Source organism: Paenibacillus sp. FSL H8-0332 (assembly GCF_037963835.1).
GTDB lineage: Bacteria > Bacillota > Bacilli > Paenibacillales > Paenibacillaceae > Paenibacillus_AQ > Paenibacillus_AQ rhizoplanae.
In genome coordinates, this window is the sequence record NZ_CP150145.1 from 1,942,552 (window position 1) to 1,968,114 (window position 25,563).

22 protein-coding genes and 2 tRNA genes are annotated in these 25,563 nt (G+C 53.4%); 18 read left to right on the top strand and 6 right to left on the bottom strand.

All coding sequences use genetic code 11. The features are described 5' to 3' along the window. Nucleotides 1-31 precede the first annotated feature (31 nt). The 4 genes from NST43_RS08380 to thiH all read left to right on the top strand — a co-directional run bounded on the left by NST43_RS08380 (nt 32) and on the right by thiH (nt 2,922). Nucleotides 32-730, top strand: coding sequence for a thiamine phosphate synthase (locus tag NST43_RS08380; protein WP_339223704.1), 699 nt, complete (start codon nt 32-34; stop codon nt 728-730). Next, nucleotides 721-924, top strand: a complete 204-nt coding sequence (gene thiS, locus NST43_RS08385; RefSeq protein ID WP_339223706.1) for a sulfur carrier protein ThiS — start codon at nt 721-723, stop codon at nt 922-924. Before NST43_RS08380 ends, thiS begins: the two co-directional genes overlap by 10 nt. A gap of 84 nt (nt 925-1,008) precedes the next feature. Beyond that, nucleotides 1,009-1,773, top strand: a complete 765-nt coding sequence (locus NST43_RS08390) for a thiazole synthase (protein WP_339223708.1) — start codon at nt 1,009-1,011, stop codon at nt 1,771-1,773. 27 nt (nt 1,774-1,800) lie between these two features. After that, nucleotides 1,801-2,922: a 2-iminoacetate synthase ThiH gene (thiH, locus tag NST43_RS08395; protein WP_339223710.1), complete on the top strand. Its 1,122-nt coding sequence runs from the start codon at nt 1,801-1,803 to the stop codon at nt 2,920-2,922. 390 nt (nt 2,923-3,312) lie between these two features. Here thiH and yfbR read toward each other — a convergent pair whose 3' ends face one another. After that, entirely contained in the window at nt 3,313-3,957 is a 645-nt protein-coding gene (gene yfbR, locus NST43_RS08400) for a 5'-deoxynucleotidase (RefSeq protein ID WP_339223712.1), read from the bottom strand. Between the two features lie 104 nt (nt 3,958-4,061). On the opposite strand from yfbR, the gene NST43_RS08405 reads away from it, so the two are divergent. After that, the gene (locus NST43_RS08405) at nt 4,062-5,765 is read left to right on the top strand and encodes a fumarate hydratase (RefSeq protein ID WP_339223714.1); all 1,704 of its coding nucleotides are present in this window, start codon (nt 4,062-4,064) and stop codon (nt 5,763-5,765) included. Nucleotides 5,766-5,845: 80 nt separating this feature from the next. On the opposite strand, the gene NST43_RS08410 is transcribed toward NST43_RS08405, so the two are convergent. Next, nucleotides 5,846-6,796, bottom strand: a complete 951-nt coding sequence (locus NST43_RS08410) for a hypothetical protein (RefSeq protein WP_339223716.1) — start codon at nt 6,794-6,796, stop codon at nt 5,846-5,848. Between the two features lie 323 nt (nt 6,797-7,119). On the opposite strand from NST43_RS08410, the gene NST43_RS08415 reads away from it, so the two are divergent. The 10 genes from NST43_RS08415 (at nt 7,120) to NST43_RS08460 (ending at nt 21,191) form a co-directional block, all read left to right on the top strand. After that, a complete protein-coding gene (locus tag NST43_RS08415) occupies nt 7,120-10,083 on the top strand; it encodes a carbohydrate binding domain-containing protein (protein ID WP_339223718.1) in 2,964 nt (987 codons plus the stop codon). A gap of 885 nt (nt 10,084-10,968) precedes the next feature. Continuing rightward, nucleotides 10,969-12,762 carry an ATP-binding protein gene (locus tag NST43_RS08420; RefSeq protein ID WP_339223720.1) on the top strand — a complete coding sequence of 598 codons (1,794 nt, stop codon included), beginning with the start codon at nt 10,969-10,971 and terminating at the stop codon, nt 12,760-12,762. A 130-nt stretch (nt 12,763-12,892) separates the two neighbouring features. Next, complete coding sequence (locus NST43_RS08425) at nt 12,893-13,621, top strand: response regulator transcription factor (protein ID WP_076082862.1); 729 nt, start codon at nt 12,893-12,895, stop codon at nt 13,619-13,621. Between the two features lie 160 nt (nt 13,622-13,781). Then, a complete protein-coding gene (gene pstB / locus NST43_RS08430; protein ID WP_339223724.1) occupies nt 13,782-14,537 on the top strand; it encodes a phosphate ABC transporter ATP-binding protein PstB in 756 nt (251 codons plus the stop codon). Nucleotides 14,538-14,616: 79 nt separating this feature from the next. Then, nucleotides 14,617-15,276 (top strand): phosphate signaling complex protein PhoU, encoded by a 660-nt coding sequence (phoU, locus tag NST43_RS08435; RefSeq protein ID WP_036725564.1) that lies wholly within the window; start codon nt 14,617-14,619, stop codon nt 15,274-15,276. Nucleotides 15,277-15,524: 248 nt separating this feature from the next. Next, on the top strand, nt 15,525-18,197 hold the full coding sequence (gene polA, locus NST43_RS08440; RefSeq protein WP_339223726.1) for a DNA polymerase I: 2,673 nt from the start codon (nt 15,525-15,527) through the stop codon (nt 18,195-18,197). Between the two features lie 51 nt (nt 18,198-18,248). Beyond that, a complete protein-coding gene (mutM, locus tag NST43_RS08445; RefSeq protein WP_339225370.1) occupies nt 18,249-19,091 on the top strand; it encodes a DNA-formamidopyrimidine glycosylase in 843 nt (280 codons plus the stop codon). A 199-nt stretch (nt 19,092-19,290) separates the two neighbouring features. Further along, complete coding sequence (locus tag NST43_RS08450) at nt 19,291-20,022, top strand: manganese efflux pump (RefSeq protein ID WP_209993385.1); 732 nt, start codon at nt 19,291-19,293, stop codon at nt 20,020-20,022. A 9-nt stretch (nt 20,023-20,031) separates the two neighbouring features. Beyond that, on the top strand, nt 20,032-20,628 hold the full coding sequence (gene coaE, locus NST43_RS08455) for a dephospho-CoA kinase (RefSeq protein ID WP_209993384.1): 597 nt from the start codon (nt 20,032-20,034) through the stop codon (nt 20,626-20,628). Continuing rightward, nucleotides 20,628-21,191, top strand: a complete 564-nt coding sequence (locus NST43_RS08460; protein ID WP_209993477.1) for a lytic transglycosylase domain-containing protein — start codon at nt 20,628-20,630, stop codon at nt 21,189-21,191. The genes coaE and NST43_RS08460 overlap by 1 nt, the downstream gene beginning before the upstream one ends. A gap of 101 nt (nt 21,192-21,292) precedes the next feature. On the opposite strand, the gene NST43_RS08465 is transcribed toward NST43_RS08460, so the two are convergent. Further along, nucleotides 21,293-21,511: an alpha/beta-type small acid-soluble spore protein gene (locus NST43_RS08465; RefSeq protein WP_036695868.1), complete on the bottom strand. Its 219-nt coding sequence runs from the start codon at nt 21,509-21,511 to the stop codon at nt 21,293-21,295. A gap of 165 nt (nt 21,512-21,676) precedes the next feature. On the opposite strand from NST43_RS08465, the gene nrdR reads away from it, so the two are divergent. The 3 genes from nrdR (at nt 21,677) to NST43_RS08480 (ending at nt 22,558) form a co-directional block, all read left to right on the top strand. Then, on the top strand, nt 21,677-22,150 hold the full coding sequence (nrdR, locus tag NST43_RS08470; protein ID WP_209993383.1) for a transcriptional regulator NrdR: 474 nt from the start codon (nt 21,677-21,679) through the stop codon (nt 22,148-22,150). 250 nt (nt 22,151-22,400) lie between these two features. Further along, nucleotides 22,401-22,476, top strand: a tRNA-Ala gene (locus NST43_RS08475). Between the two features lie 9 nt (nt 22,477-22,485). Next, nucleotides 22,486-22,558, top strand: a tRNA-Lys gene (locus tag NST43_RS08480). Nucleotides 22,559-22,964: 406 nt separating this feature from the next. On the opposite strand, the gene NST43_RS08485 is transcribed toward NST43_RS08480, so the two are convergent. The 3 genes from NST43_RS08485 to NST43_RS08495 form a co-directional block, all read right to left on the bottom strand. Next, nucleotides 22,965-23,612, bottom strand: coding sequence for a transcriptional regulator (locus NST43_RS08485; RefSeq protein WP_209874685.1), 648 nt, complete (start codon nt 23,610-23,612; stop codon nt 22,965-22,967). A gap of 187 nt (nt 23,613-23,799) precedes the next feature. After that, nucleotides 23,800-24,597, bottom strand: coding sequence for a GNAT family N-acetyltransferase (locus tag NST43_RS08490; RefSeq protein ID WP_339223729.1), 798 nt, complete (start codon nt 24,595-24,597; stop codon nt 23,800-23,802). A 69-nt stretch (nt 24,598-24,666) separates the two neighbouring features. Next, complete coding sequence (locus NST43_RS08495) at nt 24,667-25,446, bottom strand: hypothetical protein (protein WP_339223731.1); 780 nt, start codon at nt 25,444-25,446, stop codon at nt 24,667-24,669. Between the last annotated feature and the right edge of the window lie 117 nt (nt 25,447-25,563).

The window sequence follows — 25,563 nt, forward strand, 5'->3', positions numbered from 1 at the left end:
GGTCTTTTTTGTGTTTGTGTGTTTATGGAGAATGGAGCGGAAGAGAGGGGCGAAGGCGTTGCACGAACTTCATGTCATCTCAGACGGGCGGCTGCAGCCTGAAGCGCTGGCCGAATGGGCCGTGGCGGTACATCCCATGGTGGATTATATTCATCTCCGGGAAAAAGCCATGTCCGCCCGCGAACTGCTGGCTACGGCGCAGCAGATGCTTCAGGCCGGGGTTCCGCCTTCGAAGCTGGTCATTAATGACCGGATCGATCTTGCCCTGGCCGCCGGGGCAGGTGGTGTACAGTTAGCCTGGCATAGCCTTCCGCCAGCCGCAGTGCGCGGCTGTGCACCGGGCCTGCGGATCGGCAGGTCCGTGCACTCCCGGGAAGAGGCGGTGGAGGCTGGAAGGCAGGGAGCGGACTTCTGCCTCTACGGGCATGTGTTCCCGACGGCCTGCAAGCCCGGACAGGAGGCACGCGGACTGGAGCAGCTGGCGGAGGCCGTCCGCTGGAGCCGCATACCGCTGATTGCGCTCGGAGGGATTACCCCGGACAATGCCGGAACAGTGCTGGCCCAAGGGGCGGCTGGCATTGCTGTCATGTCGGGGATCTGTGGAGCCCCGGACCCGGTCGCAGCGGCCCGGGCATACAGGGCAGCGGTTCAGAGGGCGGCCGAGCTGGCTGAGACGCCGGATATGGATCAAGCACAGGGCACAGCAGGAGGTGAACAGACGTGGATGTGACCGTTAACGGGAAGAGTCAAAGGATCGAAGAGAGCTGCCGGACACTGGCGGATCTGCTGGCCCGGCCCGAGTGGGCCGGTAAGCTGGTGATTGTCGAGCTGAACGGTGAGCTTGCCGGCAGAGAGGTTTATGGAGAGACACTGCTCAGCGAGGGGGACCGGGTGGAGCTGGTTCATTTTGTAGGCGGAGGTTAGGGATAGGCGGGCAGAGGAGAAGCGAACGAGCAGGCAGATTGGCAGTTTAGATACAGGCGATAACTTATCCCAGGAGGCGGTATAATGCAAGACCCTTTGACGATTGGCGGAGTGACTCTAACCAGCAGACTGTTCATTGGTACCGGAAAATACAGCCGTAACACCCTCATTCCCGAGGTCATTGCACGCTCAGGCTCACAGGTCATTACCGTTGCCCTGCGCCGGGTGGACCCGGAGAGCAAGGACAATATTGTCAGCCATATTCCTTCCCATATGACCTTACTGCCCAATACCTCCGGTGCGCGCACCGCAGAGGAAGCAGTACGGATTGCCCGGCTGGCGAGGTCGGCGGGGCTGGGCAACTGGGTGAAGATTGAGGTCATCAACGACCAAAAATATTTACTGCCGGATAATATGGAGACCATCCGGGCAACCGAGATCCTCGCAGCAGAAGGCTTCGTGGTGCTTCCGTATATGAGTCCTGATCTGTCCGCCGCTCTCCGGTTGAAGGCTGCGGGGGCGGCGGCCGTGATGCCGCTGGGAGCGCCAATCGGGTCCAACCGCGGACTGCAGACCAAGGAGCTGATCCGCATTCTGATCTCCGAGACGGATATGCCAGTCATTGTGGATGCCGGAATCGGCAGACCCTCTGAGGCGGCTGAGGCAATGGAAATGGGAGCCGCAGCGGTGCTGCTTAATACAGCAATTGCCACCGCCAAAGATCCGCTGCTGATGGCAGAGGCCTTCTGCGAGGCGGTATCCGCAGGGCGTAAGGCTTTTCTCGCCGGACTGGGGCCCGTGGAGGAGACGGCGGCAGCCTCTTCACCGTTGACCGGGTTTTTGGCCTGACAGATGTAATAGGGAGGGGGAACGGTTATGAGCTTTTATGAGACGATGACCCGGCTGGAGCAGCTTCCTTACAGGGCGTTATGGAGCCGGTATACGGCAGAGGATGTGAAGCGCGCACTTCGTGCAGAGCAGGTTGATGAAGAGGGGCTGATGGCATTGCTGTCACCGGCAGCGGAGCCTTATCTGGAGGAGATGGCGCAGAAGGCACACCGGTTAACGCGTACGCATTTCGGCCATGTGATGCAATTATTTACACCGATGTATCTCGCTGATTACTGTGTGAATCATTGTACCTATTGCAGCTTCAGCTCCATTTATGATTTTCCGCGTAAAAAACTAACGCTGGAGCAGGTCGCCCGGGAAGCAGAGACCATCGCAGCCACGGGCCTGCGCCACATTCTCATTCTGACCGGAGAATCCCGGAGGGACAGTCCGGCCGGTTATGTGAGGGACTGCGTGAATGTGCTCCGGCGCTATTTTTCCTCCGTCAGCATTGAAGTGAATCCGCTCTCGACAGCAGAATATGCTGAGCTCAGAGACGCCGGTGTGGACGGTCTGACGCTCTATCAGGAGGTCTACCACCAGGAGACTTATCGGGCGCTGCATGTAAAAGGACCCAAACGCGTCTACCGCAACCGTCTGGATGCTCCCGAGCGGGGCTGTGAGGCCGGGTTCCGTTCGGTCAATATCGGAGCCCTGCTCGGCATGTACGAATGGCGCCAGGAGGCTCTGGCCACTGCGCTGCATGCGAGGTACTTGCAGGACAAGTACCCGGAATGCGAAATCGGATTGTCCGTTCCAAGATTTCGGCCATACCTGGGGGAATTCAATCCCGCAAGTGATGTGACCGACCGTGCACTGGTGCAGATTATCCTGGCGTACCGTCTGTTCCTGCCGCGCTCTGGCCTCTCACTGTCCACACGCGAGCCTGCTGCTCTGCGCGATCATCTGGTCCAGCTCGGCATCACGAAGATGTCGGCAGGGGTATCCACCGAAGTGGGCGGACATTCCCTGGAAGGGGGAACGCCGCAGTTTGAAATCTCGGACAACCGCAGCGTGGATGAGATCGCCGTGATGCTGCGCTTGCGAGGGCTGGAGCCGGTGTTCAAGGACTGGGATATCCTGTCCGAGCCGGCCGGCTTGGCTTAGCCGAAAAGAATTGGATGGATGTAGTCTGGAGTAACTGACTGGATTGACCAGACTCACGCAACTGACCAGATTGACTGGACGCAAATAACCCGCCGTGAGGCGGGTTATTTGCATAATCTAAAGATTACAGGGCTTCTCGCGCCAACTTCTCCTTCTATCGTGAAGACGTACGGTCGAATGTAGGCGAAAAACCGAACACAATCGTAATGTGCTGGAGAAACACTACATGGATCGATTGTGTGCTCCTCAGGGCTGACACCGGATGCGGTCAGAAAGCAGTCGACTGGAAAAAATAGGGTTCCGCTTAAAAGCGGCATTCGCATAGCATTGTTAACACGTTAGTGTAACAGCCAACGCTAGGAGCCAACATATACGAATACTGTACTCTATTTACTCTATGGATTCAGGTTGTCCGGCAGACTGTCCCTGACTCGCGCTGGAAGACAGCTCGTCCAGCGACATCTCGAAGCCCGGAGCCATGTGTTTAAGGAAATATTCCATCTCAGGCATCCCCAGCACATGCAGCTTCGCGGCGGTCTGCTCTTTGGCGGCGGCGAATTCTCGGTTACCTGCGGCGACCTCCCAGACGCATTTCAGGTAAGCGTCCAGCACATCCGCTGCCTTGACGTAGCGTAGCAGTCCGGCATCTTCGGAGCCGGGCGGGCTGGTGTGCGGCTGCAGGAGCGGCGCATAGACTGCGCTCAGCTCTGGCGGAATCATGGCCGCCAGCCGGTCGGCGGCCACCTGCTCCATCTCGCGGAAGCTGGACAGCAGACGCGAGTTGTTATGCTTCACCGGCGTGGCGATGTCGCCGGTGAAGACCTCGGTGGCGTCGTGGAACAGCGCCATCGTAGATGCACGGTCGGCGTTCAGCGAGCGGCCGAAATGGGCATTGCCTATGGTGCACAGCATGTGCGCCAGCAGGGCGACCTGGAATGAATGCTGCGCCACGTTCTCCGGGGCGGTGCTGCGCATGAGGCTCCAGCGCTGGATATATTGCAGCCGGTAGAGATAGGCAGAGAAATGGTAGTTCAATTTTGAAGTAACCCCTTTCATGAGCAGCTTAATGTGCTATTATAGTAACTAATTGTACCAGAGATAGGGCCGCTTGAACCAGATGGAGAGGAGACTGAATGAAGATGCAGCATTTTGAAGAGAGCATTTATAATTTGATTGTAGAGACCTCCACGAACTTGCCGGGTGATGTGCGCCGGGCGGTGGCCAGAGGGCGGGCGCTGGAAGACCGGGCGACACGCTCCGGACTGGCACTAACCACGATAGCGCAAAATATCGGGATGGCGGAGCAGCAAATATCGCCGATCTGCCAGGATACGGGGATGCCGACTTTTATAATTCATACGCCGGTGGGCGTGAATCAGATAGAAATGAAGAAGGATATTCACAGCGCGATTATCCGCGCTACGAAGAACGGGAAGCTGCGGCCTAATTCCGTGGATTCGCTAACCGGCGAGAACAGCGGGGATAATCTGGGGGCAGGGACTCCGGTGATTCACTTTGAGCAGTGGGAGGAAGATAGCGTTGACGTCCGGCTGATCCTGAAGGGCGGCGGCTGCGAGAATAAGAACATCCAGTACAGCCTTCCGGCAGAGCTGGAGGGACTCGGCAAAGCCGGACGCGACCTCGACGGTATCCGCAAGTGCATCCTGCATTCCGTATACCAGGCGCAGGGTCAGGGCTGTAGCGCAGGCTTCATTGGCGTAGGCATTGGCGGCGACCGTACCACGGGCTATGAGCTGGCGAAGAAGCAGCTGTTCCGCAAGGTCGAGGATGTGAATCCTATTGAAGATTTGGGCAAGCTGGAGAATTACATTATGGAGAATGCCAATAAGCTCGGAATCGGCACGATGGGCTTCGGCGGTGAAGTGACGCTGCTGGGCTGCAAAATCGGAGTAATGAACCGGCTGCCAGCCAGCTTTTTCGTCTCGGTAGCTTATAACTGCTGGGCCTTCCGCCGTCAAGGCATTCTGGTCCATCCGGCTACCGGTGACATTCAGGAATGGCTGTATGAGAGCGGCACCGGGATATCCGTCGAGGGAGAAGCTGCACCGCAGCCTGTTGCTGAAGCGGTGGGAGTAGCTGCGGCAGATCGGGCAGTTTCCGGCGTGGTGCCAGAGGATGCGACGATTCCTGCGGCACCGGCCATTGTATCCGGTACGGGTGAAGCAGCTTCCGATCCGGTTGTCCCGGTACATGAAGCGGCATCCGAACCGGCTGCGGCAGCTTCTGCCGGATCAGGCGGCTCGCGCGAAGTCCGCCTGACCACACCAATCAGCGAGGAGGACATCCGCAGCCTGCGTGTCGGTGATGTGGTGATCCTCTCCGGCGAGATGCATACCGGCCGCGATGCCCTGCACAAATACCTCATGGATCACGACACCCCTGTCGATCTGAACGGTGCCGTCATCTATCACTGTGGCCCGGTTATGCTGAAGGATGATGAGGGCTGGCATGTGAAGGCGGCCGGACCGACAACCAGCATCCGCGAGGAGCCGTATCAGGGGGATATTATTAAGAAGTTCGGTATCCGTGCCGTAATTGGCAAAGGCGGTATGGGCCCCAAGACCCTCAAGGCATTAGGCGAACACGGCGGCGTCTATCTCAATGCTATTGGCGGAGCGGCGCAGTATTATGCAGAATGTATCAAGAAGGTTAATGCGGTAGACTTCATGGAATTCGGCATTCCTGAGGCGATGTGGCATTTACAGGTGGAAGGGTTCGCAGCAATTGTGACCATGGATGCCCACGGCAACAGCCTGCATGCCGATGTGGAGAAGGATTCCGCCGCCAAGCTGGCCCAGTTCCGGGAGCCGGTGTTTAAGTAACAGGACCTCAATCAAAGAAACAGCGGCAGTCATGGACGAGTAAAGTCCGCAGACTGGCGCTGTTTTTAAATATAAGATGCTTATTGAATTAGCGTATAGCGGAATTTTTCAATATAGGATTCTTTCTTATGCTCGACACGTTGTAAATGGTCATAGAAGCTATGGGTGAATTTAAACACATGACCATAATCCCAATCCTGCCCGCTATAGTCCTTTTCCCAAAACTTAATGTCGGTCGGCAATACGTCCGCACGCTCAGCCGGCTGCAGGGGTAAATGATCGACAGGTGAAACCAGTTTGATGGGTTCTCCAGGTACAAGGTTACGGCTATGGCGCAGAACTTTAATCAGTTTCATTACAGGCGGTAATCCTCTTTGGAAAAAGGAGACATGGCCAAGGTCAAACAGGATGTTTAACGCGTGGGAGAAAGTCAGCATATGACCCATCAGATCATGATGTGCTTCTGCCCGGTAAATGACAGGGAAATCAGCTAATTCTTCCAGGACAAATGAAGAAAGCTCAGCGGGATTCGATATGACCGGAAAGCCGTCCTCGTCTGTAATCTCCATCCTCTTCACCTCGGAAGCAGAGAAACCAATCCATGAACGCCCCGGAATTGTCCGCTCAAACGAGCGGATAAGATCGGTTATTCCTGCAAGATCCTCCGCACTTCCCCAGCCCTTAAGTTCATGAATGGCCAGCAGACACGATGCGCTGTAAATCACATTATGACCGACCCAGTGTAACTGATCAATCGTTGTATCAAGGGCCTCAAGTATGGCATTTACAGCTAGCTGCTCGTCACAGCCGGTACGATGTTGTGTGCCGTTCTCCCCAAGTATCCTTTGGATCATCGCTTCGGTCTGCAAAGCTACAAGTCGGACAAGTTCTGGTGCCGGATTATTCGTTTTAATAAAAAAATGACTGCCAATAGCGGCAGCACCAAAGTGAGCCTGCCAGATATCCCCTGTGTCTTTTTTACATGAAGAGATGAGTCTTAATCCGTCCCGCAGAATGGATGGGTTCAACATAATATCTGTCCCCCCTATATTGCAGCATTTTTATTTATCAGTCTAACACTATATTTTCTGGAGGCAACCGGTTCCTGAAAAGAACTTACAGCTATTCGGCTGTGCCGAATAATATTTTTTTCATGTTTTGCAGAGTCGGCATCCCATATAGGATGGGGCTTGTGGAAGTTATAAATTATATGTCTTGACAGCGCATACAGGGACATGTTAATTTTTATTGGGGAAACCGGTTTCCCTTGCATTAGAAAGATTGGAGTTATTGACGGCAGCTTATTCATTGCTGAAAGTGTGTTGCATCCGTTTTTATGAGAGGGAGATGAGGAATGAAAAGTAAACGTACACGCCTACTTGTTCCCGTACTAATCACATCTATGATACTGTCGATCGCGATGAGCATGTTCGTTCTGCCCCCGGCCAGGGCTGAAGCAGCCAGCATTGGAACAGTAACCGAGAATGACACGATTTATCAGATTATGGTTGACCGTTTCCATGACGGAAACACTTCCAATAATGCCACAGGAGCAGCCATCCGCTACGGGGAGAACTCTGAGGAGGATTTCCGTTACATGAAGGGCGGCGACTGGCAGGGGGTCATTGACAAGCTCCCGTATATTCACAATATGGGCTATACCGCGATCTGGATCTCACCGGTAGCCGAGCCCCAGATGACTAACCGTGAGAACAACGGTACAGGCAAGAACACTGCCTACCACGGCTACAATGTCAAAGATCCGAACAAGGCCAACCCTTACTTCGGCACCAAAGAAAAGCTGAAAGAGCTCGTAGACTCCGCGCATGCGCTCGGAATTAAGGTGATCATTGATGTCGTTCCCAACCACATCGGTGATTACATGCTCGGCACTCAGGCCTATTATGATATCCCGTCCCTGCAGCCGGCTGCTCCGTTCAATAATCCGGCCTGGTATCACCATAACGGGGATATTAACTGGTCACTTGCCGATGGACGGTACGATCAGTGGGCCCAGGATTATCTGGAGAATCATGATCTGGGTGGTCTGGATGATATCGACTTCGATGTTCCTGCCGCCAAGCAGGCCATCTTCAGCTCCATTAAAGGCTGGTTCGACTATACGGGGGCAGACGGTGCCCGTGTCGATGCGGCCAAGCTGATCAAGCCGACAGATATCGGCGAACTTCAGAACCTGCTGGGCGTGAATACCTTCGGAGAGAATTTCGACGGCAATGCCGAATTCGTCTCCCGCTGGGTCGGTACCAATAAGGAGTGGGGGATGCTCGACTTCCCGCTGTTCTTCTCCGTGCTGAACAGCTTCGCGTACGGGCAGTCTTTTGACGCCAATATTAAAGGCACCCTGGCTCAAGACTCCTACTACGGCGGCAATGCCAACCATATGGTTACCTTCATCGACAATCATGACCGCAACCGCTTCCTGACAGAAGCCGGGGGCAGTGTTGAGAAGCTGCAGAATGCTTTGTCCTTTATTTTCACCGTGCGCGGAACGCCTGTGGTCTTCCAGGGAACAGAGCAGAATAAGGGCAACGGCAACGGGCAGATCATGACGGGCGGGATCGCCGATACATGGAACCGCTGGTCAATGGTGAAGCGGGATGCAAACGGCAATGTGCTGGAGAATTATTTCAATGAGAATGCCAGTACCTTCAAGCATGTAGCCAAGCTGAACGAGATCCGCAAAAACAACCCGGCCCTCCGCACCGGCACCCAGCGCGAAATGTGGTCCGCACAGAATCTGTACGCCTTCTCCCGGCGGATTGATACGGGCACGAATGTCGGCCAGGAGGTCATCTCCGCATTCAGTAATGCATCCGGCGGATCACAGACGGTGACGCTGCCGCTGCGCGCCGAAAGCACGCTTACCGCAGGTACAGTTCTGGTGAACCAGTTGAACCCCTCCGATACTGTGACTGTGCAGGCGGGCGGTGCCACCGGTAAGCAAATTACAGTTACCCTGGGTGCCAATTCGGCCAAGATCTACTCCAAGACTCAGTCCATCGTTGATACGAAGGCTCCGACTGTTCCGGAGAATGTAACGGCTACGGTCCAGAATGCCTCCAGTGCGCTAGTGTCCTGGTCGGCCTCCACGGATAATGTCGGAGTTACAGGGTATGAGATTTACCGCAATGGAGTCAAGATCGGAACCTCTGCGACTACATCGTATACCGATAGCGGATTATCCGGCAGCACTAATTATTCTTATACGGTAAAAGCGTATGACGCCGCCGCCAATCTGTCGGCACTTAGCGCAGCGGCACTGATCGTCACACCAGCCGGGAACAGTGTAACGATATACTACAAGCAGGGTTACACCAATCCGTACATTCATTACCGCCCGGTTGGGGGTACCTGGACAGTCTCGCCGGGTGTAGCGATTCCAGCCGCTGAAGTGGCAGGCTATAACAAAATCACCATCAACATCGGCGCAGCCACCCAGCTCGAAGCCTGCTTCAATAACGGCAGCGGGACTTGGGACAGCAACGGCGGCAGCAATTACCTGTTCGGCACCGGCACCTGGACCTACACGCCTACAGGCAATATCCAGGCAGGCGGCCCGGTAACGCCAACGGCATCGCCGACAGCTACGCCAACCGTAGCTCCAACAGCGACACCAACCGTAGCGCCGACCGCGACACCGACCGTAGCACCAACGGTAGCGCCAACGGCAACACCTGTGCCAACCGCCACTCCGGCGGGCAACACTGCGACAATCTATTACAAGAATACGGCGTTCAGCAATTCCTATATCCATTACAAGCTGGATGGGGCGACGGTCTGGACGACTTCACCGGGTGTGCAGATGCAGGCCTCGGACTTCAGCGGCTACAAGTCTATTACCATTCCGCTGGGCAGCGCTACAGGTCTGACCGCAGCTTTCAATAACGGCAGCGGCACCTGGGATAGCAATGGCGGTAACAATTATCATTTTGGTACCGGCAGCTCCAGTCTGGCAGGGGGGAGCTTAACCACAGGTGAACCTCAGGCAGACAGCGTGACCTTCCGGGTCAGCGTTCCGGCCTCGACTCCGGCGAATGCTCAGGTCTATCTTACGGGTTCATTCAACAGCTGGAATGCGGCAGATGCAGCCTACCTGCTGACCCGTGGCAGTGACGGCGTCTATTCCGTCACCTTGAACCTTCCGGCAGGCAGCGCTGTGACGTATAAGCTGACACGCGGAAGCTGGGGCACGGTAGAGACTACATCCAGCGGCGCAGAAATTGCCAACCGGACGCTTACGCCGGCAGGCGGAGCGCAGACAGTGACAATAAGCGTGCAGCGCTGGAAGGATCAATAACGTTCAATATTGTGGCGCAATAAGTCTGAGTAGTATCGGTCAACTGCTGGGGAGCTAGCGGAAGAAAGATGATTTCTAAAGACTCCTCGATGGATGGAATGATGCTGGCAGACTGAAGGAGCTCAAGTACGCCTTCGGCCATAAATGTTGCATTTGTTGCAACTTACCTTTCTAGGTACCTGGGTGTGTGGGAGGATTGTTGCATAAATTGCAGGAATTGTTCCACAGATCCGCCTGAAGATCGTGAAATGCTGCTTTTTCTGCAACACTTTTGGTTTTGGGCTGATCTAATGAGGCGAATGTTGCATTTTGGGCAGGATTTTAGAAGTAACCGGCTCTCTCCCGCGAATAGCGAATAAACCAGTAGATGATACGCTGAAAGTTAGTGGGAGACCAAAGAGTCATTGGTTATAAGTGTATACAGAATTGCTCTTTATTTAAGAGGCATGATACTGCCCTTTAATAAAGGGCGATTTCTTTTTTAATTCATTATATGGACTGGGTTTAAGGGTTTAGGGTTTGCTGTATCTCCCACCTCTTAAACAGCGCAGCGGGCGGACTGATTGTGGAGAAGCGGCAGCGTTCGCCTTTGTGTCCGGATTTTCACCGCTAAGGTAAAAATAATAAAATCTGGACACAACAGCGATCGGAACAACAGTCCGTTTGCGGAGCGTCCATTATAGATCCCACAGCGCTCCATCCTCGGCCCAGGCTCTTGGATCTCAGATATCGCTCCATCCTCGCCCCTCAGTATATTCCAGCCCCGCCCCCCGCTCTCCGCACATTTTACACTCCGTTGATAATCGCCGCCGGAACTGGTATTTTGCCGAAAATGAAGGTAGAGTGTTCTAAAGGACATAATGACAAGGAAGAGGACTACTGCTGATGAAACCATTCCGCATTCGACTTACCATCATACTTATGGCACTGATAGGAATATCAATGACCGGGGCCGGGATCACCATGGCTCAGCTGTTCAAGGATTCGCATATTTCCGTGCTGGAAGAGAACATGTCCCGGGAAATAAAGCTGCTCTCCGGCACCTTTTCATTCATGGATACCAGCAGTCCGGATGCCCTGAACTACTATACAGAACAGGCAGAGAAGATCTCCAGCTTGACCGGATCACGCGTCACCTTCATTACGAAGCAAGGCCGGGTTATCGGCGACTCGGAGAAGAATCCGCGCGAGATGGACAACCACTCTACCCGCGAGGAGGAGCTGCTGGCCGCGAAGGAGGGGATTGGCCGGGCGATCCGTTACAGTGATACATTAGACCGTGAAATGATGTATGTGGCGGGTTCCGTGTCCTCGGATCAGGGCTTTGACGGGTATATCCGGCTGTCGATGGGGCTGGATACCGTAACTGAAGGACTGAACCGGGCGTGGATGATCATGGCAGGGGGGCTGGTGCTGCTGTTCATTGCCGCAACCTTGGTGAGCTACAAAGTGGCTTCCAGTATGACCTCACCGCTGGAGCAGATCACCAGAGTGGCACGGCGGATTACCGATCTCGATTACGATGCCCGTGTGCCCATGAAGCGCAAGGATGAGATCGGCCAGCTGGCAACAGCCATCAACGCGATGGCCGACAGTCTCCAGGCTCAGCTGAAGACCATTCGCGACAATGAGGACCTGCTGCAGAGCGTACTTGATAACATGACCGGCGGCATTGTGATGATTAACGCTGAAGGAGAGATTGCCCTGCTCAACCGGGCCGCCGAACGGCTGCTCGATGTGAAGAACAGCGAGATGACCGGGCATTCCTATAAGGAGATCAAGCATCACTATGAGCTTACCCGGCTGATCGATGATGGAGTATCCGCAGGTGTACCTGTTCACGAGGAGCGCAGCATTTATAATCCGGTGGAGCGGATTGTGCGTCTGGACGGGGTGCCTATGATCCAGGACGGCTGCTCCCGGGGCATGCTGTTCCTGCTTCAGGAGGTTACAGAGATCCGCCGGCTTGAGAAGATGCGCAGCGAATTCGTCGCCAATGTCTCCCACGAGCTGAAGACCCCTGTCGCTGCGGTAAAAGGCTTCGCCGAGACCCTCCTCGGCGGCGGTGTTACGGATGAGAAGACAGCGCGTTCGTTCCTGCAGATTATTTACGATGAGAACGAACGGCTGAACCGCCTGATCGGTGACATCCTGGAGCTGTCCAAAATCGAATCCAAACGCGTTCAGCTGGAATGCTCCCCGATTCATCTGATCGAGTTCTTCGACTCCGTGCTGGAAACGCTCAGCAAGGTAGCGGAGAAGAAAAAGATTACGCTCAGCTCGGATGTGCCTGCGGAGCTATTTATTGAGGGAGATGAAGACAAGCTGCGCCAGATCTTCATGAATCTGCTCTCCAATGCGATCAACTACACCCAGGACGGGGGCAATGTCAGAGTGACGGTGGTGAGTATCCAGAAGAAGGATGGCACCGAGAGCGTGCGCTTTACAGTCAGCGATACGGGGATGGGGATTCCGCGTAAGGATCTGCCCCGGATCTTTGAACGCTTTTACCGGGTGGACAAAGCCCGCTCCAGAAGCTCCGGCGGAACCGGCCTCGGTCTATCCATCGTGAAGCATCTCGTCGAGCTGCATCGCGGGTCTATTAACGTAGAGAGCGATCTGGGCATTGGCAGCTCATTTATCCTGGAATTGCCGCTGCTGCAGGAAGAGAATCAATAACCCTGGGGATCATAGCGGATCCTAATAGAGAATAAATTTATAATTTTACACCAAGTTAACATTGTGGTGCTATGATGTGCATGTGTGCAGTTTTGTAAAATTAATAACCTATGAAAAGACGGGGGAACCTATGGCACAACGATTGCTTGTCATTGAAGACGAACCGACACTGGCCCGGCTGCTGTCTTATAACCTGACACAGGAAGGCTACGAGGTGACGGTGGAGGATCATGGAACGGCAGGATATGACCGTGCGACTAGAGAACCTTTTGACTTGATCGTACTGGATCTGATGCTGCCCGGCATGAACGGCATTGACATTCTGGATAAATTGCGTGGACAAGGCATCCGCACACCGGTTATAGTGCTGACGGCCAAGAATGCGGAAGAGGATGTCGTCCGCGGGCTGAAGTCCGGTGCGGATGACTATATTACGAAGCCCTTCGGCGTATCCGAGCTGCTGGCCCGGGTCAGCGCAGTGCTGCGGCGTATCTCCGGCATTGCCGAAGAAGCTCCGCCCGAGACAGCGGTATCTGCATCGACGATTATTCTCGGACAGCTGGAGATCTATCCCGAGCGTTATGAAGTCTCGCTGGGCGGACAGAGCATCAATCTGCGGCCGAAGGAATTTGAAGTGCTGCTGTATCTGGCCCGGAAGCCGGGCGTCGTTCTGACGCGGGATGATCTGATGAATGCGGTCTGGGGCTTCGACTATATCGGAGGCCAGCGTACCGTAGATGTGCATGTCAGCTCCCTGCGCAAGAAGCTGGAGCTTGACCCTGAATCCGTGCATATCGATTCCATCCGCGGCGTGGGCTACAAGCTGGTCGTCAACAAGAAGAGAACACCGGTCATTTAACATGACGGTGTTCTTTTCTCACAAGATAAGCATCTTCTCCTCCGGCATTGTCTAACTGTACAAGGATTTTTACACTGCGTTAACAATTCTCTGGAGCTCTATTTACACTGAAAGCTTATCATGGGGAACGAAGATGATGAGAAGGAGACAACAGAAACTAATGAAATCCATCATTGACATAGAGAAGCTAGATCTCTACTATGAGTCATTCCATGCCCTGAAGAATGTGGATTTGCAGATTCCGGAGAAGCAGGTGACCGCTTTTATCGGACCCTCCGGCTGCGGGAAATCCACACTGCTGCGTACCCTTAACCGTATGAACGACATGATTCCCGGAACACGTATTGAAGGTAAAGTAAATATCGGCGGCAAAAATATCTACAGCGACGAGATCGAAGTGGAGAGTCTGCGCAAGCAGGTGGGGATGGTGTTCCAGCAGCCCAATCCTTTTCCTAAGTCGATCTATGATAATGTGGCTTATGGCCCGCGTCTGCACGGTGTGAAGAGCAAGGCCGAGCTGGATGTCCTTGTAGAGCAAAGCCTGCGCCAGTCCGCGCTCTGGGAGGAAGTGAAGGATTTCCTCAAGAAGTCTGCCTTAAGTCTGTCCGGAGGCCAGCAGCAGCGTCTTTGTATTGCCAGAGCCCTTGCCGTACAGCCGGATATTCTGCTGATGGATGAGGCGACGTCAGCGCTCGACCCGGTGTCCACACTCAAGATTGAGGAGCTGGTCCAGGAGCTGCGGGATAAGTATACGATTGTAATGGTCACGCATAATATGCATCAGGCCGCCCGGGTATCGGGACGCACTGTATTTTTCCTGAACGGCGTCATTGTGGAGGCTGCGGACACGGAGCTGTTGTTCTCGAATCCGAGAGATTCCCGCACAGAAGATTATATCTCCGGCCGCTTCGGCTAAGGATGACTGACTCGTAAGTCTCAGGTTCACTCCGTTCACCCGATATGACCATATGTTTTTGAGGAGGAGCACTTTCGATATGATTCGCAGAAAAGAATTCGATAAAGATCTGGAAGAACTGCGCACCCTGCTGCAGCAGATGGGCGAGCATGTAACGGATGCCCTGGATGGGGCGATACTGGCCCTGCAGACCCTTGATACGGTACGGGCACAGGAGATTGTCAAAGCCGACCTGCGGCTGAACGCTATGGAAGATCGGATTATGGAGATCGGCTCGCGGCTGATCATCACCCAGCAGCCGGTGGCGAAGGATCTGCGCCGCATTATTGTGGCCTTCAAAATCTCCAGCGATCTGGAGCGTATGGGCGATCTGGCACTGGATGTAGCCAAGGTGACGATGCGCATTCAGGGACAGCAGCTGATCAAGCCGCTTGTGGATATTCCGCGCATGGCTGAGCTTGTCACGATCATGACCACGGAGGCCATTCAGTCTTATCTCGACGAGAACACGGACCTTGCCTACAAAATGGCGCAGGATGACGATCAGGTTGATGGCCTGTACAGCGCGATGATTAACGAACTGTACACTTATATGGTTCAGAAGCCTGAAACAGTGAATCAGGCGATGCTGCTCACACTAGTTGGCCGTTACATTGAGCGGATTGCCGATCATGCCACGAATATTGGCGAAAGTGTAGTGTATCTGGTTACAGGTAAACGTCCGGATTTGAACCAATAATTGCATAATGTCGGCGCACAGACACAGCTTACCAGAGCTCTGTGCCTTGAACGTCAGGCAGCAAGCCTCCTCTCCGGGGCTTGCCTTTTTTTGTTCTAAAGTGAGCATCGCCTGGCAAACCTGTATTCGATACCATCAGCAGCGGCTAAGGGCCGGGACAGGGAGGGATCTTCTTGTCTCAGGTTCTGTTTTGGGCGGAGCATATGGTACTATGTAAGGAGAATGCAAGAAAAAGGCGAGGTGCTAGTGTGGACAAGCTGATACTCATTGATGGAAATAATATCATTTACCGGGCGTTCTTCGCCATGCCGCCGCTGACCAATACAGCGGGACAGCAGACGAATGCGGTATACGGTTTCACGACGATGCTGCTGCGTCTGCTGGAGGAGCATAAACCGACACATATGATTGTGGCCTTCGACGCGGGGAAGATAACCTTCCGCCATGAAGGCTATGAAGATTATAAGGGCGGGCGCCAGAAGACCCCGCCGGAGCTGTCCGAGCAGTTCCCGCTGCTCAAGGAGCTGCTTAAGGGGCTGGGGGTTCCGCAATTCGAGATTGCAGGCTACGAAGCTGACGATATTATCGGTACCATCTCCAGGGAAGCGGATGCCGCCGGCCGTCAGGTGATGATTGTGTCCGGGGATAAGGATATGCTGCAGCTGGCTTCCGAGCATACAACCATAGCAATGGTGCGCAAGGGAGTTACGGAAGTGGAGCTCTACGGACCTAAGCAGATCCGTGACAAATATGATCTCACCCCTGAGCAGATCATTGATCTGAAGGGGCTGATGGGCGATGCCAGCGACAATATTCCCGGGGTGCCGGGAGTCGGGGAGAAGACAGCGCTTAAGCTGCTCCAGCAGTTCGGATCGGTGGAGGGCGTACTGGCCGGAACCGGTGAGCTGAAGGGGAAAATGAAAGAGAAGCTGGAAGAGCACGCGGACAGCGCCATCATGAGCAAAAAATTGGCGACGATCTACCGCGAGGTTCCGCTTGAACATACCTGGGAGGATATGGTGTTCAGCGGAATTGTTGCCGATACGGCGGGTCCTGCCCTGGCGAAGCTGGAGTTCAAGTCTCTGCTGGAACGCCTGTCGCTGAGCGCCTATTCGCATGCGGCGGACGGCAGTCTGTCCGGCCCCGCAGCGGTGGAAGCGGCAGAGCTTACGATTACAATTGTTGACGAAGCCGGAATAGAGAAGCTGGTTCAGGCACTGCCGGGCATTTCCGCTCTACATGTGGAATCTAACGGGGAGAACCCGCACCGTGCCGAAGTGATCGGCCTCGGGCTGTCTTCACCGGAGCAGCATTATTTCGTGCCTTTTGCCCTGCTGAAGAGTAAGGCAGCGGAACCGCTGCGGAACTGGCTTGGCGACGATCAGGCACCGAAGAGCGGGTATGATCTGCACCGTGCCGATCTGGCGCTGCATTGGCAGGGGATTGCTTTTGCCGGAGCCGCTAATGATGTTCAGCTTGCCGCATACCTGCTGGACCCGACCGAAGCGAGCCAGAACTTGAATGACCTGACCACGAAATACGGCCTGCCCCGCTTATCGCCGGATGAAGATGTCTTCGGCAAAGGGGCCAAATATAGAATTCCTGAGCTTAAGATTCTCGGTGAGCATGTCGCCCGCAAGAGTGCAACCGTGCTTGGCATTGTGCAGAAGCAGCAGGTGGAGCTGGACAAGACGGATATGACCGGTCTGTTCCAGGACCTGGAGATGCCGTTGTCGCGGATTCTTGCCGATATGGAGAAACAGGGCATTGCTGTTAACAAGGACGATCTTATCCAGCTCGGCAAGGAATTCGAAGCCCAAATCTCCCGGCTGGTCACTGAGATTTACTCCGCTTGCGGAACCGAATTCAATCTTAATTCTCCGAAGCAACTAGGCGAGGTTCTGTTCGTGAAGCTCGGTCTGCCAGTCGTGAAGAAGACGAAGACCGGATATTCAACGGATGCAGAGGTGCTGGAAAAGCTTGCGCCTTATCATGACGCCGTGCGCCTGATTCTGCAATACCGTTCCATTGCCAAGCTGCAATCCACGTATGTGGAAGGCCTGATGAAGGAAATCTCGCCGGAGACCGGCAAGGTACACACCTTCTACCGGCAGACGATTGCGGCTACGGGCCGGCTGAGCAGCCAGTTCCCGAACCTGCAGAACATTCCGATCCGGCTCGAAGAGGGCCGTAAGATCCGTAAGGTATTCGTGCCCTCTGAGCCGGGCTGGTCGATTCTGGCGGCGGATTACTCGCAGATCGAGCTGCGTGTGCTGGCGCATATCTCGGGCGATGCGCGGATGAAGGAAGCTTTTGTCGAGGATATGGATATTCATACCAAGACCGCGATGGATGTATTCGGCGTCCCTGCGGAGAGTGTGGACAGTAATATGCGCCGCTCGGCCAAAGCGGTTAACTTCGGCATTGTATACGGCATCAGCGATTACGGCCTGTCGCAGAACCTGAACATTCCGCGTAAGGAAGCGGCCCGGTTCATTGAACAGTATTTCGAGGTGTTCCAGGGTGTGCGCCGTTACATGGATGATATTGTGGTCGAGGCCCGGAAGCAGGGATATGTGACTACGCTGCTGGAACGCCGCCGTTATCTGCCGGAGATCAATGCGAAGAACTTCAATCTGCGGTCCTTCGCAGAACGTACGGCGATGAATACGCCGATTCAGGGAACCGCTGCGGATATTATCAAGCTGGCCATGGTTCATATGGATAAGGCGCTGCATGAGCGCGGCCTGAAGAGCCGGATGCTGCTCCAGGTACACGATGAGTTGGTGTTTGAGGTGCCGGAGGAGGAGCTGGAGCAGATGAAGCAGCTGCTGCCAGAGGTGATGGCCGGAGCGCTGGAGCTGTCTGTTCCGCTGAAGGCAGAGGTAAGTTTTGGGAGCAACTGGTACGAAGCGAAATAGGCTCCCCGCACATGGCAGATATCCGGTATAATGGAGTGGAGGTGAGCCATGATGCCGGAATTGCCGGAAGTCGAAACAGTCAGAAGAACACTTAATGAGTTAATTACAGGCAAGCAGATAGAGCATGTCACCGTCCGGCTGCCGCGGATTATTCAGCGCCCGGATGATATTCAGGCCTTTGCCCATATGCTGGCAGGCCATAGTGTGGTTACCGTTGAACGCAGAGGCAAGTTTCTGCGTTTCGTATTTGACGGGCTGGTGATGGTCTCCCATCTGCGGATGGAGGGCCGTTACGGGATGTACCGTAAGGACGAGGTGCTGGACAAGCATACGCATGTTATTTTCCATTTCACAGATGGGACGGAGCTGCGTTATACGGATGTGCGCCAGTTCGGAACGATGCATCTGTTCGGGCCTGGGGAAGATCTGCTGCTGAAACCGCTGAATAAGCTGGGGCAGGAGCCGCTGGATGCGGATTTCACACTGGAACGGTTCAAGGAGATTGTCACGAAGCGGAGCACCAAGATCAAGCCGCTGCTGCTCAATCAGGAATATATAGTAGGGATCGGCAATATTTATGTAGATGAGTCCCTGCACCGCGCAGGCATCCACCCGGAGGAGACCGCGAAGTCCCTCACGGAGGATCAGCTGGCCAGATTGCACCTTGCTATTGTCGCAACACTGACGGAAGCGGTGAATGCCGGAGGCTCCTCTGTGAAGTCGTATGTCAACGGCCAGGGGGAGAGCGGGAGCTACCAGGATCAGCACAAGATCTACGGACGCAAGGATCAGCCGTGTGCCACCTGCGGCACGCTGATTGAGAAGAGTGTGGTCGGCGGACGGGGAACGCATTATTGTCCCAGCTGCCAGCCGGTACCTGTACTGATTCTGTGATTTTTTTATAGTGTCAGCGCTGCATTTACAGCCCGTTTCCGGGCCAGTTACACCTGAATAAGCCAGTTACATCAAAAGATAGGCACTCACTGCCCGTCCCGCCCATATAATGTGTGAAGATTGCTGATTATGGCGAAACGGAGCTCCGGCCAGGATGGCTTAATCCACCGGCTCCGGTTCTTCACGGGAGGGATTGCGGGTGCTGAGCCCATTGTTGTCACTATTGCTGCTTGCGTTTGCTCTTAGTCTGGATGGATTTGGTGTTGGCATTACATATGGACTGCGTAAAATGAAAATTCCTTTGCTCTCGATTGTGATTATCTCGCTCTGTTCTGGAGTGGTCATTTATGGTTCTATGCAGGTCGGCGTGCTGCTGGCCAAGGTGGTCTCGCCGCATGCCGCTTCCAGTGTCGGAGCGGTTATTCTCGTCTTAATGGGCTGCTGGTCCCTGTTCCAGATGCTGACGCAGAAAGAGAAGGAGCAGGAAGTGACTGCCCCAGGGACCGCAGACGAATATTCCGGGCGGGAAGCCAGGCTGGAGACGGCAGCTGCCGTACAAAGCGCGGAGGCAGAGCTGGAACCGCTGAAGCCGGCCGTATTCTCGCTGGAGCTTCGCCATCTAGGCGTGGTTATTCAGATTCTCCGCACACCGTCTTCTGCTGATATGGATGCCTCGGGGAGTATTTCTTCTATGGAAGCCATGATCCTGGGCATAGCGTTGTCGCTGGATGCCTTCGGGGCCGGCCTTGGTGCGGCACTGCTCGGATTCAGCCCGTGGTCCACCTCGCTGATGATCGCTGTATTCAGCGGAACCTTTCTGCTGCTGGGGATGAAGACAGGACTGAGATTATCCGGCAGCTACTGGATGAAGCATGCCGCTGCGCTGCCCGCGATATTATTAATTGTAATGGGTATAATGAAGTTATTATGAGGTGAGTACATGATTATAGGCTTAACCGGAGGCATAGCTTCGGGAAAAAGCACCGTGTCTGCACTGTTTGTCCGCAAGGGAGCTGCACTGGTGGATGCCGATGTCATCGCCCGAGAGGTGATGCTCCCCGGACACCCGGTGCTGGCGGCAGCGGTGGAGGCTTTTGGAGACCGTATCCTGCTGCCTGACGGCTCGCTGGACCGGGCGGGGCTGGGGGAGATCGTCTTCCGGGACCCGGAGGCGCTCCAGACTTTGAATAACCTGACCCATCCGGCCATCCGCAGGGAGATCAAGGCCAGGATGTATGCGCTTGAGCAGGAGAATCCGCAGCGGCTGGTCATTGTGGACATTCCGCTGCTCTACGAATCAGAGCTGGACTCCATGTTCGATCAGATTATTGTAGTCTATGTTCCGAGGAGGGTGCAGTTAGCCCGCCTCATGGAGCGCAGCGGAATGAAGCTGGAACAGGCTGAGGACCGGCTGCGGTCCCAGATGGATATTGAACTGAAACGCAGGAAAGCTAATTATGTGATCGACAATAGCGGTGATCCTGAGTCTGCCGAGCTTCAGGTTGCCCGGCTGTGGGACAGGCTGGGCCTGATATGATGAAGTGGCTGCGCAAAAAAAGAGTCCTGCTGCTGCTGTTCATCGGCTTCACAGCGATCCTGTTTCTCGGCTCCAACTGGATGTCATGGTTTTATCCCATATATTATAAAGAAGAGATCCGCCAGCACAGCCAGACGTATGAGATGGACCCGTTCCTGGTGGCATCCATCATCCGTGTGGAGACCAATTATAAGACCGGCCGCGAATCCAAAAAAGGCGCACTGGGACTCATGCAGCTGATGCCGGATACCGCCAAGTGGGCGCTCGAAAAGGCCAAGCTCCCCGAGGTGTCTCTGGAGCGGCTGAAGGAAGAGCCCTCCTCCAATATTGAATTGGGTACCTGGTATTTGTCTACGCTGTCCAAGCAGTTCGATGGCAACCGTATAGCGGTCATAGCTGCCTACAATGCCGGACCCGGCAAAGTGCAAAGCTGGCTGGATGAAGGGCAGTGGGACGGAACAGAAGCCTCTGTGAAGGACATTCCGTTCGGTGAGACCCGTCACTACGTGCAGCGTGTGATTTATTATTATGATCAATACACCGAGCTCTACAGTGAGTTCTAGGGTGCTTGTTACTTTTGCTGCTGTTATGTAAAAAGAAGCATCAAACGGCCGGAGGCCGTTCGATACTTCTTAGGCAAGCTTATGTCGCGCTTAACAGGTTATTATTTGTACTGACCTGCCAGTTGCTGTTCAGCCAGGGTTACAAGACGTTTAGTGATGTAACCACCGATCGAACCGTTTTCGTAAGAAGTTTTATTGCCTTGGTATCCATCTGGGGAGAGGGTGATACCTAGTTCCTGGGCAACTTCATATTTCAGTTGTTCCAAGGCACCGCGTGAGTTTGGAGCTACCAGGTTATTGGAGTTGTTATTTTGGCTCATTGCTGTTCACCTCCTATCGGTTGGTAACTGTATTATGTGCCGGACATGTCAGATTCATAACAACAAATAAACGGTGTTTTCTGGAAATTAATTTAAGCCCGCATAACCCTGGTGTATCAAAGGACCGGGCCTGACCATTCTAATGATGAGGAAGTGAAGTAGCTTATGAAATGCCCTTACTGTGACCACACCAATACCAAGGTCCTGGACTCGCGTCCGGCCAATGAGAATAAGTCCATCCGCCGCAGGCGGGAATGCGAGCTGTGCAGCCGCCGTTTCACCACCTTCGAGATGATTGAAGAGACCCCTCTGATTGTGATCAAAAAAGACGGCAGCCGTGAAGAGTTCAGCCGCGACAAAATCCTCCGCGGTCTGATCCGCGCCTGCGAGAAACGTCCCGTTCCTGTAGAGCGTCTGGAGGTCATTGTATCCGAGGTGGAGAAAAGCCTGCGCGGCATCGCCCTCGCCGAGATCGAGAGCCGCCAGATCGGCGAGCTGGTCATGGAGCAGCTCTATCCTGTCGACGAGGTAGCTTACGTCCGCTTCGCGTCCGTGTACCGCCAGTTCAAGGACATTAACATGTTCATGAAGGAATTGAAGGGACTGCTCTCGAAGACTGAGGAGCTGGACGGGCTGTAAGCTTCGCCGCTTAGGAGTGAAGGGTTCGATTGGTGTAGTGGGGCTGGCTCTGGGGTTAAGGGCCAGTTCCCGGGTGGGGCGTCTGTCCTCAAAAATAATTTCGAAAAAGTGTTGACACTAACAATGAATTTCTGTATTATATAGAAGTCGCCTACGAAACACATTGATGAATAAGCGGCTTGAACTTATCGGTCAGATCAGATTTTAGAATACATAATGTAATTCTAAATTGGTAAAATTATAAAAATATGGGGCCATAGCTCAGCTGGGAGAGCGCATCGCTGGCAGCGATGAGGTCAGGGGTTCGATCCCCCTTGGCTCCACCAATTTCATACGGACTCTTAGCTCAGTTGGTAGAGCAGTAGACTCTTAATCTATTTGTCCAGGGTTCGAGCCCCTGAGAGTCCATCACATTAAGAACGGCAGAGATGCCGTTCTTTTTGCTGTTTCAGGGAATCCATTCCCGAACCCCGAACCCCGAACCGCGAAATATGGTTTCCATCGATATCCTTCGGTTCTAAATGTGTCTAAAGGACTGCTACGGACCCCACAGCCCTTATGTTCTCTATTCAGCATAATTAAAAGGGCTAACGGACCGTATCGCGCTTATTGCTTCTTCACCACCATATATGAGATGAAATCCAGTAAATAGCGCCATCTGTGTCCGTAAGCTTGGTGAAATTGTGCTTTTTGTAGAAATAGGTGCGCCTCGGTCCGTTACAGCTGATTGATACCTCTACTTCTCACGCTCACAGCCACGGAATTCAAGTGTTTTTAGCATATCAGCTTTATAATTCATGCTCCTAAACATACGTTAAACTCTAAGCTGATATGTCCGATAACGCTGCTGTCCTCCGGCCACATCCAGTAACTGTTGTTCGACCAAATGATGCAGAATTCGTCTGGAGTGCCTATCCGTTACCCTGAGATGCTTAGCAAGCTCCAAAGGTGTGAATGCCCTGAGCAGACGTCTTGCGTAACGAAGGGTCTCCGCTTCCAGCCAAGTTAATGTGGAAGAAACATCCGTCGCAATGAATTTGCCGATAAAAGACAACACCAACTGCTGACATTGCTTGGGTTCTTCGATAATTGAAGGATAAGCGATAGGAAGAAAAGTCCAACTATCAAGTGCCAGTAAGCAATGCCGTCGGCATAGATCCTTGAAGCGTCTGACATCCAGATCTCTGGCGTGAGGTCCATAGCCTTGAATCTCAATCCCGCCTTTTGCACCTCCAGGCATATAAGCCAAGTCCAGATAGCGGTACCCGTTATTGAAATCACGCACTTCCCATTCTGGAAACAAATGATCGAAATTGCCGATTGCCGGAAACCATACCTTGCGGAGAAATTCAACTGTTCCGTGGCCTAATCCTTTGCCAAGTAACTCCTTGCGCCTGTGGTTGCTCTCATTCTTAAGATTGCTAACTAACCATTCCTCGTACTGCTGCTCAAATCGCGGCATCCGTACTCCTCCTCGAACGCTCAACTTAGTGTTTATTTTTCCCGCAAAAAAGCCGCCTCAATACTCAACCCTCTCCAAGAATCTAACTCGGAAGGGGCAGAGCATTAAAAGCGGCGTGTGCTTCACAACCTATGTTTCTTATTATAGCGCTACAAATCCAGGAATCAATAGATTCCACACCTGCTGTTTAATGTTCACCAGGGTCCTCAAAGGACATAACTATGGTTTGAAAATAGGGCTTGAATCCAAGCTTTGTATAAAGCGCATTGGCTTCGTGGCTTGCTCTCAAGGTTGCTGTATGTACACCTTTGTTATGTAAATCATGAAGAGCCTCTAGGCAGAGCGCGCTTGCAGCACCTTGATTTCGATACTGCTGCAGGGTTGATACGAACTCAATGGATGCCTGACTGCCGGTCTGAATGGCAGCGGAGGTAGCAATGGGAACGCCATCCAGGTAAGCAAGATAAAAAGACAACTCGCTGCGCGAAAGCCAAAATTCGTGATATGCCTGATCCAACATAGGCCAGCCATGCAGCGCCTCATTCACCACATCAATCCATAATGCAAATTCAGACGATGACGTAATCCTGTGTATATGTAGTCGCGGATTAGACTGTGGCAAGTTATGAATTTTTGCTAAATCTAGCGCCATACCCCATTCAGGCTTTTCGGGATCGGATAGATCCCTGAATCCTTTAGAGGCTAGAATAGTGGTTAGGCTTGCAGGCTTGGAGCTTGGCGGGATAAACCATATTTTTGGAGTTGCTCCTGATTTTAAGTCAGGCAGCAGCATGTCAATATGCTCGATTGCTGTATCCTCCTCAAGCGATACTTTAAAGACTAGTGAGGGACCGTCGAAACCAGGCAAAGGAGAAATCCATTCCACATCCCCCTGATGATATTGCATATGTTCTGCCAACGCCAGGGTATGCAGATATTTTTCCATTCCATCAATGATGCATTCCACATAATAATCGTGATTCATAAATCTCATCTCCAAATGGAATTTGAGGTAGGCGTCATCCAAGAATATTGCTGAGAAACTCTATAGCGCTTATCTCTTCCCTAAGAGCAGCTTGTTCCGTAAGCGGAGTCCAATGTAATTAAGCAGTACCTGCATCAGCAGGCTGTCTACTTGTGTGCCGGTGCCTTCGTATTGCAGCGACAGGTCAACGATGTTCTCTATACCTTGTAGCCTTACGTGAGCTATAGAGGCAGTCCGAGCACCTTTTTCCTTGGCTCTCTTCAACTGCTGCACCTGATGAAGATTATACTGCGGCATATAAATCAAGCTGATGACGGCCGACTTTTCGTTCACAGCGTCAATGGCTTTGACTTGATAATTGGGATCGATGAACGCATTGGTCTTCTTGCCCAGGAGCACCAGTTCCACCTGCAACCGCCATATCTCGGAATGCAAGGGAATGCCGATGAAGACGATCTCGTCACTGGATTCGATCATGGACAGCAGTGAAGTGATCGCCTGTTCATCCAGTCGGCTGGTGGTTTCCTTAATCTTCTCGGCCAGCATCTCGCCATAGGCTACCGGGTCAATGTCCTCATCCTTGAGTGCAGGATAGTATTTGCCGTCATATTGATATTGCAGAGGAGACTGATCATAGATCATCCGGAAGCTTGAGAAGTTGTCATAATACATCTGCCGCATGAAGCGGCTGACCGTAGAGACAGAGATATGGTTGGACTCAGCGAATTGCTGTATGCTTGAAGTCTGAAGCTGGTTATAGTTCTCCAGCATAGCTTTGGCGACATCAAAATAAATATCATCCTGGTCATAGGTGTTATAGCACTCCAGCAGCGCGAGAATATCTAGCATGATGTACAGACTTCCTTTATAGTTTTACTTCATTATAATCGGATTCGGGTGGAGAACATTCAGCACAAAATCGCCCATACCGGGTAAAGGTAGGGCGATTTTTTGACAATTGTGCGA